Raw genomic sequence first — 12,945 nt, forward strand, 5'->3', positions numbered from 1 at the left:
CTGGTCAGCGATCAGGCTGTATCGTCAAAATGATCTGTGGATAACGTTCGCGCACGGAATGATCGTCCGATCATCGAAAAGACTGGTGCTGCGAGCGAGGATTGAACTCGCGACCTCTCCATTACCAATGGAGTGCTCTACCACTGAGCTACCGCAGCTGATTTGCGAACGCGGCGGACTTCTGCCATATCATTGCTCAAATCGCAAGCAAGCAATTGTAATCTCTTGGGCAAAATATCAGTATTTGCCAAAAGCCCTGTATTTACGTGGATAAAAGCCGCGTTGGGGCGCACGGATTTTGAAAGATAACTTATGACATCGCCGTCTTCGAAAAACCCGAATTCCGAGCAAACAAGCCGTGAGAAGCGGCGTTCAGAACAATTGCGGGCGAATCTGGCGCGGCGAAAACAGCAAATACGTTCCCGGCGCTCCGGGGCTGCAGATGAGCGGGACGAGGGAATCACCGCTGCAGAACAGACATCCTCCGATACCCCGTCTTCGGAATCTTGACTGGTCGCGTCGCGATCGAAGCATTTCTTGAACCATTCTCTGCGATGGTTTAGATCAACCGGCTCTGCAAAGGGTCTCAACGACAGGACGGGTCTATCCCCGCGAAAGTGACACATTATGGATCGTATCAAGATTGTTGGCGGTAATAAGCTCAATGGCATCATCCCGATTTCCGGTGCCAAGAATGCGGCCCTGCCGTTGATGATCGCGTCTCTGCTGACGGATGATACGCTGACGCTCGAAAACGTACCGCATCTGGCCGATGTGGAGCAGCTGATCCGCATTCTCGGCAATCATGGCGTCGATTACTCGGTCAATGGCCGCCGCGAACGCCAGGACGGCGCCTATTCCCGCACGATCCACTTCACTGCCCGCAATATTGTCGATACGACCGCCCCCTACGAACTCGTGTCCAAGATGCGCGCCAGTTTCTGGGTCATTGGGCCGCTTCTGGCACGCATGGGCGTTGCGACCGTATCGCTGCCGGGTGGCTGCGCCATCGGCACGCGTCCGGTCGATCTGTTCATCGATGGTCTGCGGGCGCTCGGCGCCGACATCGACATTGAAAACGGATACGTCAAGGCCAGCGCCAAGGGCGGCCTCGTCGGCACGCGCTTCACCTTCCCGAAAGTATCGGTCGGCGCCACCCATGTGCTGATGATGGCCGCGACCCTGGCCAAGGGCGAAACCGTCATCGAGAACGCCGCACAGGAACCCGAAGTCGTCAACCTCGCCGATTGCCTCAATGCCATGGGCGCCCGCGTCAGCGGTGCAGGCACGCCGACCATCACCATCGAGGGCGTGACCAGCCTCTCCGGTGCGCGCGTTCGCGTCATTCCCGACCGTATCGAGACCGGCACCTACGCCATGGCCGTTGCCATGACGGGTGGTGACGTGATCCTCGAAGGCGCCGATGCCAGCCTTCTCAGTGCGGCGCTGGAGACGCTCGGACAGGCCGGTGCGGAAATTTCCGAAACAAATTCCGGTCTGCGTGTTGTGCGCAACGGCCATGGCATCATGCCGGTCGATGTGACCACCCAGCCATTCCCGGGTTTCCCGACCGATCTGCAGGCACAGTTCATGGGCCTGATGACCAAGGCCAAGGGCACGTCCCACATCACCGAAACCATTTTCGAGAACCGCTTCATGCATGTGCAGGAATTGGCTCGCCTTGGCGCGAAAATCTCGCTTTCGGGGCAAACGGCCAAGATCGAAGGCGTGGAACGTTTGAAGGGCGCGCCGGTCATGGCGACGGATTTGCGTGCATCGGTTTCGCTGGTTATCGCCGGTCTGGCCGCCGAAGGCGAAACGACGGTCAACCGCGTTTATCACCTTGATCGCGGCTTCGAGCGTCTGGAAGAAAAACTGTCCCGTTGCGGTGCGGTTGTCGAGCGTATCAGCGACTGATTCCCGGCTGTTTTTTCTGCTGGCGCACTTTCTCCGCGCAGCAGAATTCCATTTGCCTGAACTTTCCTCTAACAGGGAAGGGAGCATGGCGTGTTTTGCGCGCCATGGTCCTGAAAAGTTATGCAAAGGGTAGACATGGACACTCTCAAACTCATCGCGCTTGATGAGGAAGATCTGCAAATCCTTTCTGCGCATCTGCAGGATTCGGTGCTGAAAATAGCCGATATCGATTATCTGCCGGCCGAAAGCCGTCTGGTGCTGGCCGTCAACCGGTTTGTCTGGGAATTGGCCGCCGATGGCAAACGCCACCGCAGTTTTGAACGCCGGCGCACGGCACTGCATTTCGCCCGGGTGAAAAGCCTCAAGGCAACCGGCATCGACCGTCGTTTCAAGGACGACGTGCTTTCCCTGCTGGCGATCCGCTTCATCGTTGGCGATGCGCCGTCAGGCGTGATCGAGCTGACATTTGCTGCCAACAGGGCATTGCGGCTCGAGGTGGAAGCCATCGAGGCCCAGCTGACCGATCTCGGGCCCGCATGGGAAACCGATTTCAAGCCGGAACACGAAGCCTGACGGGCAAGAGGAGCAGTTATTGTGGTTTTGGTGTTGAGGCAGTCCGACCCTGATTTTGAATCCCGGTTTTCCGCGTTTCTTCTGACCAAGCGCGAAGTATCGGAGGATGTGGATCGCGTGGTTGCCGATATTATTCATCGGGTTCGCACCGAAGGCGATGCGGCGCTTATCGAGTATTCGCAGCGTTTTGACCGTATCGACCTTGTGCAGCACGGCATTGCTATCACACCAGCCGAAATCGATGCGGCGATGGCGGCAGCGCCGCTGGAAACCGTCGAGGCGCTCAAGCTCGCCCGCAACCGCATTCATTCCCACCACCAGCGGCAGATGCCGCAGGACGACCGCTACACCGATGCACTGGGTGTGGAACTCGGGTCGCGCTGGACGGCGGTGGAATCGGTCGGGCTTTACGTGCCGGGCGGCACGGCGAGTTATCCGAGCTCGGTCCTCATGAACGCTGTCCCGGCCCAGGTTGCCGGCGTCGAGCGCATCGTCATGGTTGTGCCGTCTCCGGACGGAAAGCTTAATCCGCTGGTTCTCGTGGCCGCACGCCTTGCCGGCGTTTCCGAGATTTACCGGGTGGGCGGTGCCCAGGCGATCGCCGCGCTGGCCTATGGCACGCAAACCATAGCACCGGTGTCGAAGATCGTTGGTCCAGGCAATGCCTATGTGGCCGCTGCCAAGCGCCGCGTTTTCGGCACGGTCGGCATCGATATGATCGCAGGTCCGTCGGAGGTTCTCATTCTGGCCGACAGCGACAACGACCCGGACTGGATCGCTGCCGATCTTCTGGCCCAGGCCGAGCACGATACGGCGTCGCAGTCGATCCTGATCACTGACGACGAGGCATTCGGCAATGCTGTTATCACCGCCGTCGAGCGCCAACTGGCAAGACTGCCCCGGACGGAAACCGCAAGCGCCAGCTGGCGCGATTATGGCGCGGTCATCCAGGTTCAGGATTTGCAGTCTGCACTGCCGCTGGTCAACCGTATCGCGGCCGAGCATCTGGAAATCGCGACCGCTGATCCGGAAGCCCTGCTGGCGGGCGTGCGCAACGCCGGGGCCATTTTCCTTGGCCGCTACACGCCCGAGGTGATCGGCGACTATGTCGGCGGCTCCAACCATGTCCTGCCGACAGCGCGGTCAGCCCGGTTCTCTTCCGGCCTTTCGGTGCTTGACTATGTCAAGCGAACGTCCATCCTGAAGCTGGGTGTGGAACAGTTGCGCGCTCTGGGGCCGGCGGCGATAGAACTCGCGCGCGCCGAAGGTCTTGATGCGCACGGCAATTCCGTCGCCATCCGGTTGAACCTATAGGGTGACAATGACAGCAACGGGCAATACCGATGCGCGATTGATCGATGTGGAGCTGGACGAGACCATCGGCCGCTCCACGCCCGATGTCGAGCATGAGCGCGCCGTTGCCATCTTTGATCTCATCGAGGAAAACAGCTTCCGTCCTGTCAATGACGAGGGGATGGGTCCCTATCGCCTGAGACTGTCACTGATCGAGTCGCGTCTCGTCTTTGCCATTTCGCGCGAGGCCGGCGATGATGTGGTCACCCATATTCTGTCGCTGACGCCGTTGCGCAAGGTGGTGAAGGATTACTTCATGATCTGCGAGAGCTATTACGAGGCCATCCGCTCATCCAGTCCCAGCAAGATCGAAGCCATCGATATGGGGAGGCGGGGGCTGCATAATGAAGGATCGCAAGCGCTGATGGATCGCCTGAACGGCAAGATCGAGGTGGATTTCGACACCGCCCGCCGCCTCTTTACCCTGGTGTGTGTGCTGCATTGGCGGGGATGAGCGGACCAGTGGGCGCCGAACCCGACAAGCTCCCGGACGGGCAGGAGCCTGCCAAACGGAGCATGCCCGGTGCGGTGCTGTTCATCTGCGGCATGAACTCCATCCGTTCGCCCATTGCCGAAACGCTGGCCCGCAGCCTGCTGCCGCCCCGGGTCTATGTTGCCTCGGCCGGTGTTGAAAAAGGCGAACCGGACCCATTCGTCGATGCCGTGCTAGAAGAACTCGGGTTAAAGCGCATTTCCCTGCACCCGCGCACCTTCGAAGAGCTTGAGGACGACTATTTCGACCTGATCATCACGCTGTCGCCCAAGGCCCATCACATGGCGCTGGAGCTGACGCGAACGACATCGGTCCATGTGGAATATTGGCCGACACCCGATCCGACGCTGGTGCGCGGACGCCGTGACCAGATCATGGAGGCCTACCGCGACGTGCGCGACAACCTCAAACACCATATTCAAGCGCGTTTCGGCTAGGCAATTCGAACCTTTGTCAGCCCGTGCACAATTGCATTGAACTCCCTTGTTCACAAATGCCGCGCAATACTATAGGTTCCGCCCAAAATTGCGGTCGAGTGTGACCGCAAATTCCTTTCTGGAGATAGAACTACGCATGGCGAAAGAAGAAGTACTAGAGTTTCCCGGTCTCGTGACGGAGCTGCTGCCCAACGCGATGTTCCGGGTCAAACTTGAAAACGATCATGAAATCATTGCTCACACGGCCGGCCGTATGCGCAAGAACCGCATCCGCGTTTTGGCGGGTGACAAGGTCCTTGTCGAGATGACCCCATACGATCTGACCAAGGGTCGCATTACCTACCGCTTCAAATAACAGTCCTCCCGGCTTCGGCCTGACTTGTCCGCAGGACACGAATTTCCAGGAATGCGTTCATGAGCGATCAACACAAACTGGTTCTGGCATCCGGCTCGCCGCGCCGTCTGGCGCTGCTGGGCCAGATCGGCCTGGAGCCTGATCGCCTGTTGCCCGCCGACGTGGACGAAACGCCTTTGCGTGCCGAGCACCCGCGTTCGCTCGCACGCCGTCTGTCGCGCCTCAAGGCCGAAAAGGTGGCAGACGAGTTGAAGGGTGACGCGGACCTTGGCAAGTCTTACATCATCGCTGCCGATACCGTAGTGGCGGTTGGCCGCCGCATTCTGCCCAAGGCTGAGATTCTCGACGACGCAACCAGTTGCCTGCGCCTCTTGTCCGGCCGTTCGCACCGCGTTTTCACCGGTCTTTGCCTTGTCACGCCGAAGGGCAAGATCCGGCAGGATCTGATCGAAACCCGGGTGCGCTTCAAGCGTCTTTCGCGCGAGGAGCTGGAGAGCTATCTTGCATCGGGTGAATGGCGCGGAAAAGCCGGTGGCTACGCCATTCAGGGACTTGCGGGCGGTTTTGTGGTCAAGCTTGTCGGCTCCTACAGCAACGTGGTCGGCCTGCCGCTTTACGAGACAGCCGGTCTCCTGCATGGCGAGGGTTATCCCGTCTATGCCAACTGGCAATCATCGGCACACTAGGTCTTGGACTGATGGACGAAAACAACAGCGCGGCGAAGGTAACGCCATTGCGGCCGACACGGCCATGCCCGGAATGCAAGCGGCCGTCACAGCGGGAGCACTATCCCTTCTGCTCGAGCCGCTGCCGCAATGTCGATCTCAACCGCTGGCTGACGGGTGCCTATGTTCTTCCGGCGGTTGAAAGCGCCGACGACAGCGAAGACGACACCGAACGCTGAACGCACCGCCGTGAAACGTTTCAGAGCTTGATCACACGCGGTGTGGCGGGCTGGCCAGCACGATATTGATCGCACGCAGGACATGGATGCTGTCGCTCAGGGGCATGGTCCTTGCGCTTGTTTCACCCTTGCGCATGGCGTCCATCACCGCCATGGCTTCAAACTGCCGGCCATTTCCTTCAAACGGATAGTCTTCGCTCCTGCGCCCGGGGACCGGCAGGCGATCAAGCAGTCTGCCAAGCAGGCCTCCCGACCGTTTCAGCGGGCCGAAGGGTGTCGCGACCAGGAAGGGCCGGTACATCGTCAGCCGCTGCGCCTTGTCAAACGGGGCATCCAGCCGCAGCGTGCCCTGCGTTCCCTCGATGACGCAATGATTCGCGCCGTTGCGATCAAAACCGCAGGACAGGATCGCGTCGGCCCCATCATAGTGCAGCGCTATTTCCGAGCTCATATCCACGCCATTCGGCGCGGCGTGCCACAGGCCGGATACTTTTTGCGGCTGACCGAGAAAATGCATCGCCAGGGAGACGCCGTGGATGCCGAGGTCAAGCGTGGCACCGCCGCCGAGGGACCGGTTGAACAGGCGGTTTTCCGGGGTGTAGTCCTCGACATGAGCGAGTTCCGCGGTGATTCGGCGAATCGTTCCGATCTCACCCGCATCGATTTTCGCTTTGGCCGCCACGACAGCCGGCAGGAAGCGGGTCTCCATAGCTTCCATGGCAAAGACCTTGATCCGGGCTGCTTCGCGCTGGATGACCGAGGCTTCCGTGTGGGATGGCGCAATGGGCTTTTCCGTGAGGATGGCCTTGCCGGAGCGCACGGCCTTCAGGGCCTGCGCCAGATGGATGGAATTGGGTGTTGCGATGTAGACGGCGTCGACCGCCGGGTCCGCCAGCAGGGAATCAAGATCGCCATAGGCACACTTGCTGCCAAATGCATCGCGAAACTGTTCGGCATCGGCGAGCGAGCGGGAGTGATTGGCGGCGATGAAGGCCTGCGGAACAAACGCAAGATCGGCGGCAAATCGCTGAGCGATCTCGCCGCTGCCGATGATTCCCCAGCCAAAAGCACTGCTCCTGGCAGCTTTGTCCCCCGTTTCATCCATGAAATGCGAATCCTGTCTCTTTGGATAATAAACAACGCATCAATGCATGCTGTTTGCAAGAGGCAGAAAAACGGCAAAAAATTCGTCAGTTGATGCTGGACAGGGGGATTTTTAGTGTTATAACCCACCCGCTTCTGACGGAAAATCAACGCTGTCAGAAAGGCTTGCCGGATAACGGAAATGCCTGAAGTGCCCAGATAGCTCAGTTGGTAGAGCAGCGGATTGAAAATCCGCGTGTCCGTGGTTCGAATCCGCGTCTGGGCACCACTTCTTTCTCAATATGGTCAATGGTTTGCTTGATAGTCACGTCGGATGTCAGCCGATTTCATATTGCGTCGTGGTGCAGCAGACATCAGGGCCATAGAATGGCAATCACTTATACGATCGGCCTTCTCTTATCCCGTAATGCAAGTAATGTTCACGCGGATTTACCGCGGCAACAGCGACGTCCTGATTGAGTTCCAGATACCTGTTGTCTTCGAAGTCGCGCGGCAGCCTTTGGCTGTTCAAAACAGTTGGCCATTCCATCATTTCGTTTTCGTGCGGCGATCCGCGGATTGGCGATACCTGCAAGCCATGACGCCATTGTATGAAATTGAAGGAGAGCTGGTCGCGTTTCGAGAACTTCAGCACTTCCTCATACCATGCATTCATTGCGGCAACGACCCGCCGCTCATTGTGCTTGCGCAGCAGTAGCGTTCCGACATTCAAACCATTGGTCTGCGGATAACCTAGCTCTCGATAGCGTGCCATTTGCTGCTCGACGATGGATTTTCTGTCATATCCGATATCAGCGACAACCCTGGCCTCGTCATAGGCACAATCTCTCTCAGGATGAACAAACGCCTGCATCATATCTCTCGAGGCCGCAAACTCGTCGAATATGGTCGAGACCGGCTTCTTCAGTTTCACCGTATTGTCGAGATAGAGACTGTATTTGTGGTTGGGGAAATACAGATGCGGTCGAATTTTATAGCCTTTGGATGTCCGGTGCGGATCGAGCGATGAGGCGGGCACGTGAATAACCCGCCAAAAATCTGAAGACAGTTTCGGATCATCTGTGAAGCAGACGAAATCTGTATTCTCTGGCCGGTCGTATTCAAAATCTGCGAAGCGTTCGGAGTACCCAAAAAGGCAAGTATAGACAACGCGCCGCTTGTTTTCACGTCGAACTGCGCGGAGAAATACTATTCGAAGCTTCGAGAGTAACATCATAACCGTCACTAAATCAGCGGTTGTAAAAAGGCAATATGCTCACAGCCCCGCCGCCGCGATGGCGTTGTTTGCCTGAAGGGCGCGTGTCCCTGTGGATTGCCTCTGGTTTAAAATTGATTCACTGCGTATATCGATTTTTCTGTCGTTTCCGTTCAGAAGGTGACTTATATCATTCAAGCGCCTATTTTCTCTGATGAGAATGGCGCTGGCATTGGCCAGGGAAATGAATTTTGCTGGTGGGGCAATCCTGGATGATTGCAAATCGGGACAACCGTTTGAGATGATGTATCGGAGTATAAGGCAATTTGCCGCCGCACTGGCGTGCGCTGGTCTTGTGACCGCCACTGCCCACAGTGCCTTTGCGGCAGATTCTGACCCGATTGCCAGCGACGGCAAGCCCGTCAATCCGGCGCGCTGGATCGTGACGGTTGGCGCCAGCGTCGAATATGGCAGCAAGTTTGAAGGTGCGCGCGCCAACGGCTTCGGTTTCATGCCGTCCTTCGATATCCGGCGTGGCGATGAGCCCGAGGGCATGAGTGCGCCCGACGACAATATCGACTATACGCTGCTGACCCTCGGCGGGCTGGAGATCGGCCCTGTCATCGGTTTCCGGTCCGGCCGTTCCCATTCGGATGATCGGGGCTTTGTCGGCCTGCGCCATGTGTCATGGACCGTGGATGGCGGCGTATTCGCGCAGTTCTGGCCGATCCAGGATCGTTTGCGCGTGCGCGCCGAGGTGAGGCAGGCTTTCAATAATTCTGAGGGGCTCGTCGCCGATCTCTCGGCTGACGTATTCCAGCGCTATAATAAATTTCTGTTCTCTGTCGGGCCCCGCCTGTCGCTTGCCGACAGCACCTATATGCGCAACACCTTCGGTGTGACGGAAGAGGAATCCCACAACAACCACCGCGTCGAGCCGTACACGCCCGGTGGCGGGGTCAAATCATACGGGGTTGTCGCCGCCACCACCTACTCATTCTCCGATGCGTGGAGCGTTCAGGTGTTCGGCCGGTATGACCGGCTGGCGGGCGATGCGGAGGATAGTCCGATTGTGCCGAAACTCGGGTCCAAGGACCAGAAGGCAATCGGCGTGACCTGGAATTACTCATTCGGCGTCGGTCATTGAAGCAGGCCGATAACGGCCCGCTCGATTAAGTCCATATAAATGCAGCTGTTGAAAGGCTCAGTCGCAGGCCTGCCACGCGATGCGGCGGATGTCCGAGCGGGCGATGCCCAGATCGGCGAGATTGCGATCGGTGCACAATCTCAATTCATACAGGTTCTGACGATACTGGCGCCACTTCTGGATATGGTTGCGAAGGCTCATTTGGTATTCCCCTTATTTTTGATCAACCTCCCGGGAAAATAGTGCGACGCGTCCGGCCACATGAAAATTGCTAATGTTGCATGGCAGCAATGAGTATGCTGCATAGCAATATAACCGGCATTCCGAACCCCCTTTTGAATTTTCAGCAGGCGGCGTTATAGACAATGCAGTTCATGTGTGAGGGGAGGATGCCTTTGTCTCAATCGGCCGGATCTGTGCGTGATAAACTGGAGCAAAGCCTTGCAGCCATCGCTGCTGGAGACGGGTATGCCTTCGTCAAGCTCTATGCCGCCACCGCACGGGCGGAGGCGGACGCCTCGGACCGGCGGATGCGCGAGGGGACCAGCCTTGGCGGCCTCGATGGCCGGATCGTTTCGATCAAGGATCTGTTCGATGTGGCTGGCGAACCAACCCTGGCTGGCTCGCGCATGCGCCAGAGTGCGCCGGCTCCGGTCAAGGACGCGGTGATCGTCGAGCGTTTGCGGCGCTCCGGCGCTGTCATTCTCGGCAAGACCATCATGACCGAGTTTGCCTTCACCGCCGTTGGCCTCAATCCGCACTATCCCATCGCCGGAAACGCGCGCGATAGCAGCCGCATTGCTGGCGGATCGTCGACCGGCGCCGGGATTTCTGTCGCCGATGGCACGAGCGAGATTTCCATAGGGTCGGACACGGGCGGGTCCATCCGCATTCCCGCGGCGCTGAATGGTGTTGCCGGTTTCAAGCCCACGGCAAAGCGCATTCCCCTGCAGGGTGCTTTTCCCTTGGCGCCAAGTCTTGACTCCGTTGGTCCCTTGGCGCGCTCGGTCGCCGATTGCGCCGTGGCGGATGCGGTGATGGCGGGCGAGGCCCCGGATGTCCCTGAACCGCTGTCCCTGACAGGCCTGCGCATCGGCCTGCCGCAGGGGGAGGTTCTCTCCGCAATGGAGCCGGTTATCGCTCGGGCATTCGAGGAAAGCCTGCTTCTATGCGAAAAAGCCGGAGCGATCCTGGTGGAATGCATGCTGGATGAACTGGTCGATGAAATGGCTGAAGCGACGTCGGTCGGCTCCATTGCCGGGATCGAAGGCAGCCGGGTTCATGCGGACTGGCTGAACGAGACCGGGCTTGATGTGGATCAGCGCGTCCAGAAAACCTTGCGGCGGCGCTTGAGTGTTGCGGAAGCCGACTACATCGGCGTGATGCAAAAGCGGCAGGCGCTGGTGCGAAAAATGGACCGGCATATTGCCGCCTATGATCTCTTGGCTCTGCCGACGGTGCCGATGACGGCTCCGCTGATCGCTGACGTGAGCGAGAACGAGGAATTCTACAAACGCACGGAAGGCCTCCTGTTGCGCAACCCGCAGATTGCCAACCAGTTCGATTTGACCGCGATCAGCATTCCCATGCCGGGCCTGGCATTGCCCGGAGGGCTAATGCTGTTTGCCCGGCATGGCGCGGATCGCCGCCTGTTGTCGATGGCCATGTCGGTGGAACGATTGTTCGGTTAGGTTCCGTCCAGAGAAATTTGCGCAGGAGGCGGAAATAGCGCTCGCAATTTTCGGCAATCCCGTCAGGATACGCGTCGATTGATCCAAGATAATGCCAGGCCTTGCTGCTTCACCGTACAATTGGGCCGCTAACCATCAGTGAAAGTCTCTTCCGTGATACGCCATTGTGTTTTTATTCGTTTTCGCGGTGATGCCGCCGCCGCTACCCGCCAGGACATATACAACGATCTTGCAACGCTGTGCGGAAAACTGCCCGGCGTCCTGTCCTTTCATGCCGGTGCCAATGTCAGTCCGGAAACCGGCATGGACAAAGGCTTCAGCGAAGGCTTCATCATCGATTTCGCCGATGCGGATGCACGTGACACCTACCTTGACGACGCCGGGCACAGGGCCATCGGCGGGCGCATTGTTGCCGCCGCTGCCGACGGCGTTCAGGGTGTTTTTGTCTTTGATCTGGATATGTGACGCGCATGCAGGATAAGGAATTTTTCAAAAAGCTGTTTGAAGCCGCCGTCGCTGCCGCTGATCCGCAGCGCACGATTGCCGCGCATCTGCCGGAAAAGCCCAAGGGCCGGACCATTGTGATCGGTGCGGGCAAGGGTTCGGCGCAGATGGCAAGCGCCTTTGAAAAGGCCTGGGATGGCCCGCTGGAAGGGCTGGTGGTCACCCGTTACGGCTTTGGTGTCCCATGCGAGCGCATCGAGATCATCGAAGCTTCGCATCCCGTGCCGGATGCGGCGGGTCTTGTTGCCTCGAAGCGCCTGCTCGAAACCGTTTCGGGCCTGACCAGCGATGATCTGGTGGTCGCGCTGATCTCAGGCGGCGGGTCGGCCTTGCTGCCATCGCCGCCGGATGGCATGACCCTCGATGACGAGATCGCAGTCAACAGGGCGCTGCTCGCTTCGGGAGCGCCGATTTCCGCGATGAACGCCGTGCGCAAACATCTCTCCACGATCAAGGGCGGAAGGTTGGCTGCGGCCGCCTATCCCGCCCGCGTCTTTTCATTGATCGTGTCCGATATACCCGGCGACAACCCGGCCTTTGTTGCATCAGGTCCGACCGTTGCCGACGCCATAACCCGCGAGGATGCCCTGCGGATCGTCGAGCGCTACAGTCTCGCTCTGCCGGCGGCAGCCCTGAAACACCTGCAGTCGGCAGCGGCCGACGCGCCCAAGCCGTCAGATGCGGTATTTGCGTCGCATGAGCACCGGGTCATTGCCTCCGCTGCCGTTTCGCTGGAAGCATCGGCCGATGCCGCCCGTTCACTTGGCGTGGAGGCAATCGTGTTGTCCGATGCCATTGAAGGCGAGGCGCGGGAGGTGGCGCACGTGCATTCGGCTCTGGCCAAGCAGGTGCTGGCGAAAAATCAGCCGTTTGCCAAACCCGTGGTTCTGCTTTCCGGCGGTGAAACCACGGTGACCGTGCGGGGAAAAGGCAAGGGCGGCCGCAACAGCGAGTTCCTGCTGTCCCTGGCGCTCGATATCGACGGATATGACGGTATCAGCGCCTTTGCGGCGGACACGGACGGGATCGATGGCTCGGAGGACAATGCCGGGGCCTTTGCCGACAGCAGCAGCATCGCGCGGCTTTTGGCCAAGGGGCTCGACGCATCCGCCTATCTCAACGGCAATGATGCCTGGTCGGCGTTCAATGCCATCGGCGATCTCTTCGTCCCGGGACCAACCGGCACCAATGTCAATGACCTCAGGGCGATCCTCATTCGCTAGGGAACGCCTGTCCGGTTTTCAAGGACCGTGCCCGCGCTTTATTTGACGC

16 protein-coding genes and 2 tRNA genes are annotated in these 12,945 nt (G+C 58.9%); 14 read left to right on the forward strand and 4 right to left on the reverse strand.

Annotated elements, in window-relative coordinates; genetic code table 11:
• Nucleotides 1-83: 83 nt before the first annotated feature.
• Nucleotides 84-158 (reverse strand) — tRNA-Thr (locus ACZ5FP_RS05990).
• A gap of 154 nt (nucleotides 159-312) precedes the next feature.
• Between ACZ5FP_RS05990 and ACZ5FP_RS05995 the strand changes: the two genes are divergently transcribed.
• From ACZ5FP_RS05995 to yacG, 9 genes are all read left to right on the forward strand, one after another.
• Nucleotides 313-510 carry a hypothetical protein gene (locus tag ACZ5FP_RS05995; RefSeq protein ID WP_464662743.1) on the forward strand — a complete coding sequence of 66 codons (198 nt, stop codon included), beginning with the start codon at nucleotides 313-315 and terminating at the stop codon, nucleotides 508-510.
• A gap of 117 nt (nucleotides 511-627) precedes the next feature.
• Nucleotides 628-1,917: a UDP-N-acetylglucosamine 1-carboxyvinyltransferase gene (gene murA / locus ACZ5FP_RS06000; RefSeq protein ID WP_223611827.1), complete on the forward strand. Its 1,290-nt coding sequence runs from the start codon at nucleotides 628-630 to the stop codon at nucleotides 1,915-1,917.
• Nucleotides 1,918-2,052: 135 nt separating this feature from the next.
• On the forward strand, nucleotides 2,053-2,490 hold the full coding sequence (locus tag ACZ5FP_RS06005; RefSeq protein WP_223611825.1) for a DUF2948 family protein: 438 nt from the start codon (nucleotides 2,053-2,055) through the stop codon (nucleotides 2,488-2,490).
• Between the two features lie 21 nt (nucleotides 2,491-2,511).
• The gene (gene hisD, locus ACZ5FP_RS06010; RefSeq protein WP_464662744.1) at nucleotides 2,512-3,804 is read left to right on the forward strand and encodes a histidinol dehydrogenase; all 1,293 of its coding nucleotides are present in this window, start codon (nucleotides 2,512-2,514) and stop codon (nucleotides 3,802-3,804) included.
• Nucleotides 3,805-3,811: 7 nt separating this feature from the next.
• Nucleotides 3,812-4,297 (forward strand): UPF0262 family protein, encoded by a 486-nt coding sequence (locus ACZ5FP_RS06015; protein WP_223611821.1) that lies wholly within the window; start codon nucleotides 3,812-3,814, stop codon nucleotides 4,295-4,297.
• Nucleotides 4,294-4,773, forward strand: coding sequence for an arsenate-mycothiol transferase ArsC (locus ACZ5FP_RS06020; RefSeq protein ID WP_223611819.1), 480 nt, complete (start codon nucleotides 4,294-4,296; stop codon nucleotides 4,771-4,773). The genes ACZ5FP_RS06015 and ACZ5FP_RS06020 overlap by 4 nt, the downstream gene beginning before the upstream one ends.
• A 136-nt stretch (nucleotides 4,774-4,909) precedes the next feature.
• On the forward strand, nucleotides 4,910-5,128 hold the full coding sequence (gene infA / locus ACZ5FP_RS06025) for a translation initiation factor IF-1 (RefSeq protein WP_008122731.1): 219 nt from the start codon (nucleotides 4,910-4,912) through the stop codon (nucleotides 5,126-5,128).
• A 59-nt stretch (nucleotides 5,129-5,187) separates the two neighbouring features.
• On the forward strand, nucleotides 5,188-5,814 hold the full coding sequence (locus ACZ5FP_RS06030) for a Maf-like protein (RefSeq protein ID WP_403169935.1): 627 nt from the start codon (nucleotides 5,188-5,190) through the stop codon (nucleotides 5,812-5,814).
• 11 nt (nucleotides 5,815-5,825) lie between these two features.
• A complete protein-coding gene (gene yacG / locus ACZ5FP_RS06035) occupies nucleotides 5,826-6,032 on the forward strand; it encodes a DNA gyrase inhibitor YacG (RefSeq protein WP_374042664.1) in 207 nt (68 codons plus the stop codon).
• A gap of 31 nt (nucleotides 6,033-6,063) precedes the next feature.
• Here yacG and ACZ5FP_RS06040 read toward each other — a convergent pair whose 3' ends face one another.
• Nucleotides 6,064-7,137 (reverse strand): Gfo/Idh/MocA family protein, encoded by a 1,074-nt coding sequence (locus tag ACZ5FP_RS06040; protein WP_464662745.1) that lies wholly within the window; start codon nucleotides 7,135-7,137, stop codon nucleotides 6,064-6,066.
• 191 nt (nucleotides 7,138-7,328) lie between these two features.
• On the opposite strand from ACZ5FP_RS06040, the gene ACZ5FP_RS06045 reads away from it, so the two are divergent.
• A tRNA-Phe gene (locus tag ACZ5FP_RS06045) sits at nucleotides 7,329-7,404 on the forward strand.
• A 105-nt stretch (nucleotides 7,405-7,509) separates the two neighbouring features.
• Here ACZ5FP_RS06045 and ACZ5FP_RS06050 read toward each other — a convergent pair.
• Nucleotides 7,510-8,352 carry a glycosyltransferase domain-containing protein gene (locus ACZ5FP_RS06050; RefSeq protein WP_464662746.1) on the reverse strand — a complete coding sequence of 281 codons (843 nt, stop codon included), beginning with the start codon at nucleotides 8,350-8,352 and terminating at the stop codon, nucleotides 7,510-7,512.
• A gap of 280 nt (nucleotides 8,353-8,632) precedes the next feature.
• Here ACZ5FP_RS06050 and ACZ5FP_RS06055 point away from each other — a divergent pair, with 280 nt between their 5' ends.
• A complete protein-coding gene (locus ACZ5FP_RS06055; RefSeq protein WP_403169942.1) occupies nucleotides 8,633-9,478 on the forward strand; it encodes a MipA/OmpV family protein in 846 nt (281 codons plus the stop codon).
• A gap of 57 nt (nucleotides 9,479-9,535) precedes the next feature.
• On the opposite strand, the gene ACZ5FP_RS06060 is transcribed toward ACZ5FP_RS06055, so the two are convergent.
• Nucleotides 9,536-9,679: a DUF1127 domain-containing protein gene (locus ACZ5FP_RS06060; protein WP_346306010.1), complete on the reverse strand. Its 144-nt coding sequence runs from the start codon at nucleotides 9,677-9,679 to the stop codon at nucleotides 9,536-9,538.
• Nucleotides 9,680-9,867: 188 nt separating this feature from the next.
• Here ACZ5FP_RS06060 and ACZ5FP_RS06065 point away from each other — a divergent pair, with 188 nt between their 5' ends.
• The 3 genes from ACZ5FP_RS06065 to ACZ5FP_RS06075 all read left to right on the forward strand — a co-directional run bounded on the left by ACZ5FP_RS06065 (nucleotide 9,868) and on the right by ACZ5FP_RS06075 (nucleotide 12,896).
• Entirely contained in the window at nucleotides 9,868-11,169 is a 1,302-nt protein-coding gene (locus ACZ5FP_RS06065; RefSeq protein WP_464662747.1) for an amidase, read from the forward strand.
• Nucleotides 11,170-11,322: 153 nt separating this feature from the next.
• Nucleotides 11,323-11,634: a Dabb family protein gene (locus tag ACZ5FP_RS06070; RefSeq protein ID WP_464662748.1), complete on the forward strand. Its 312-nt coding sequence runs from the start codon at nucleotides 11,323-11,325 to the stop codon at nucleotides 11,632-11,634.
• 5 nt (nucleotides 11,635-11,639) lie between these two features.
• Nucleotides 11,640-12,896 (forward strand): glycerate kinase type-2 family protein, encoded by a 1,257-nt coding sequence (locus tag ACZ5FP_RS06075; protein ID WP_464662749.1) that lies wholly within the window; start codon nucleotides 11,640-11,642, stop codon nucleotides 12,894-12,896.
• Nucleotides 12,897-12,945: the final 49 nt, after the last annotated feature.

Source organism: Phyllobacterium sp. T2-21, from assembly GCF_055378485.1.

Coding starts and splice junctions, on each gene's coding strand:
- ACZ5FP_RS06060 (WP_346306010.1), bottom strand. CDS start 9,679: ATGAGCCTTCGCAACCATATCCAGAAGTGGCGCCAGTATCGTCAGAAC.
- ACZ5FP_RS06020 (WP_223611819.1), top strand. CDS start 4,294: ATGAGCGGACCAGTGGGCGCCGAACCCGACAAGCTCCCGGACGGGCAG.
- ACZ5FP_RS06055 (WP_403169942.1), top strand. CDS start 8,633: ATGATGTATCGGAGTATAAGGCAATTTGCCGCCGCACTGGCGTGCGCT.
- yacG (WP_374042664.1), top strand. CDS start 5,826: ATGGACGAAAACAACAGCGCGGCGAAGGTAACGCCATTGCGGCCGACA.
- murA (WP_223611827.1), top strand. CDS start 628: ATGGATCGTATCAAGATTGTTGGCGGTAATAAGCTCAATGGCATCATC.
- ACZ5FP_RS06030 (WP_403169935.1), top strand. CDS start 5,188: ATGAGCGATCAACACAAACTGGTTCTGGCATCCGGCTCGCCGCGCCGT.
- ACZ5FP_RS06015 (WP_223611821.1), top strand. CDS start 3,812: ATGACAGCAACGGGCAATACCGATGCGCGATTGATCGATGTGGAGCTG.
- infA (WP_008122731.1), top strand. CDS start 4,910: ATGGCGAAAGAAGAAGTACTAGAGTTTCCCGGTCTCGTGACGGAGCTG.
- ACZ5FP_RS06005 (WP_223611825.1), top strand. CDS start 2,053: ATGGACACTCTCAAACTCATCGCGCTTGATGAGGAAGATCTGCAAATC.
- ACZ5FP_RS05995 (WP_464662743.1), top strand. CDS start 313: ATGACATCGCCGTCTTCGAAAAACCCGAATTCCGAGCAAACAAGCCGT.
- ACZ5FP_RS06050 (WP_464662746.1), bottom strand. CDS start 8,352: ATGATGTTACTCTCGAAGCTTCGAATAGTATTTCTCCGCGCAGTTCGA.
- ACZ5FP_RS06065 (WP_464662747.1), top strand. CDS start 9,868: ATGCCTTTGTCTCAATCGGCCGGATCTGTGCGTGATAAACTGGAGCAA.
- ACZ5FP_RS06040 (WP_464662745.1), bottom strand. CDS start 7,137: ATGGATGAAACGGGGGACAAAGCTGCCAGGAGCAGTGCTTTTGGCTGG.
- ACZ5FP_RS06075 (WP_464662749.1), top strand. CDS start 11,640: ATGCAGGATAAGGAATTTTTCAAAAAGCTGTTTGAAGCCGCCGTCGCT.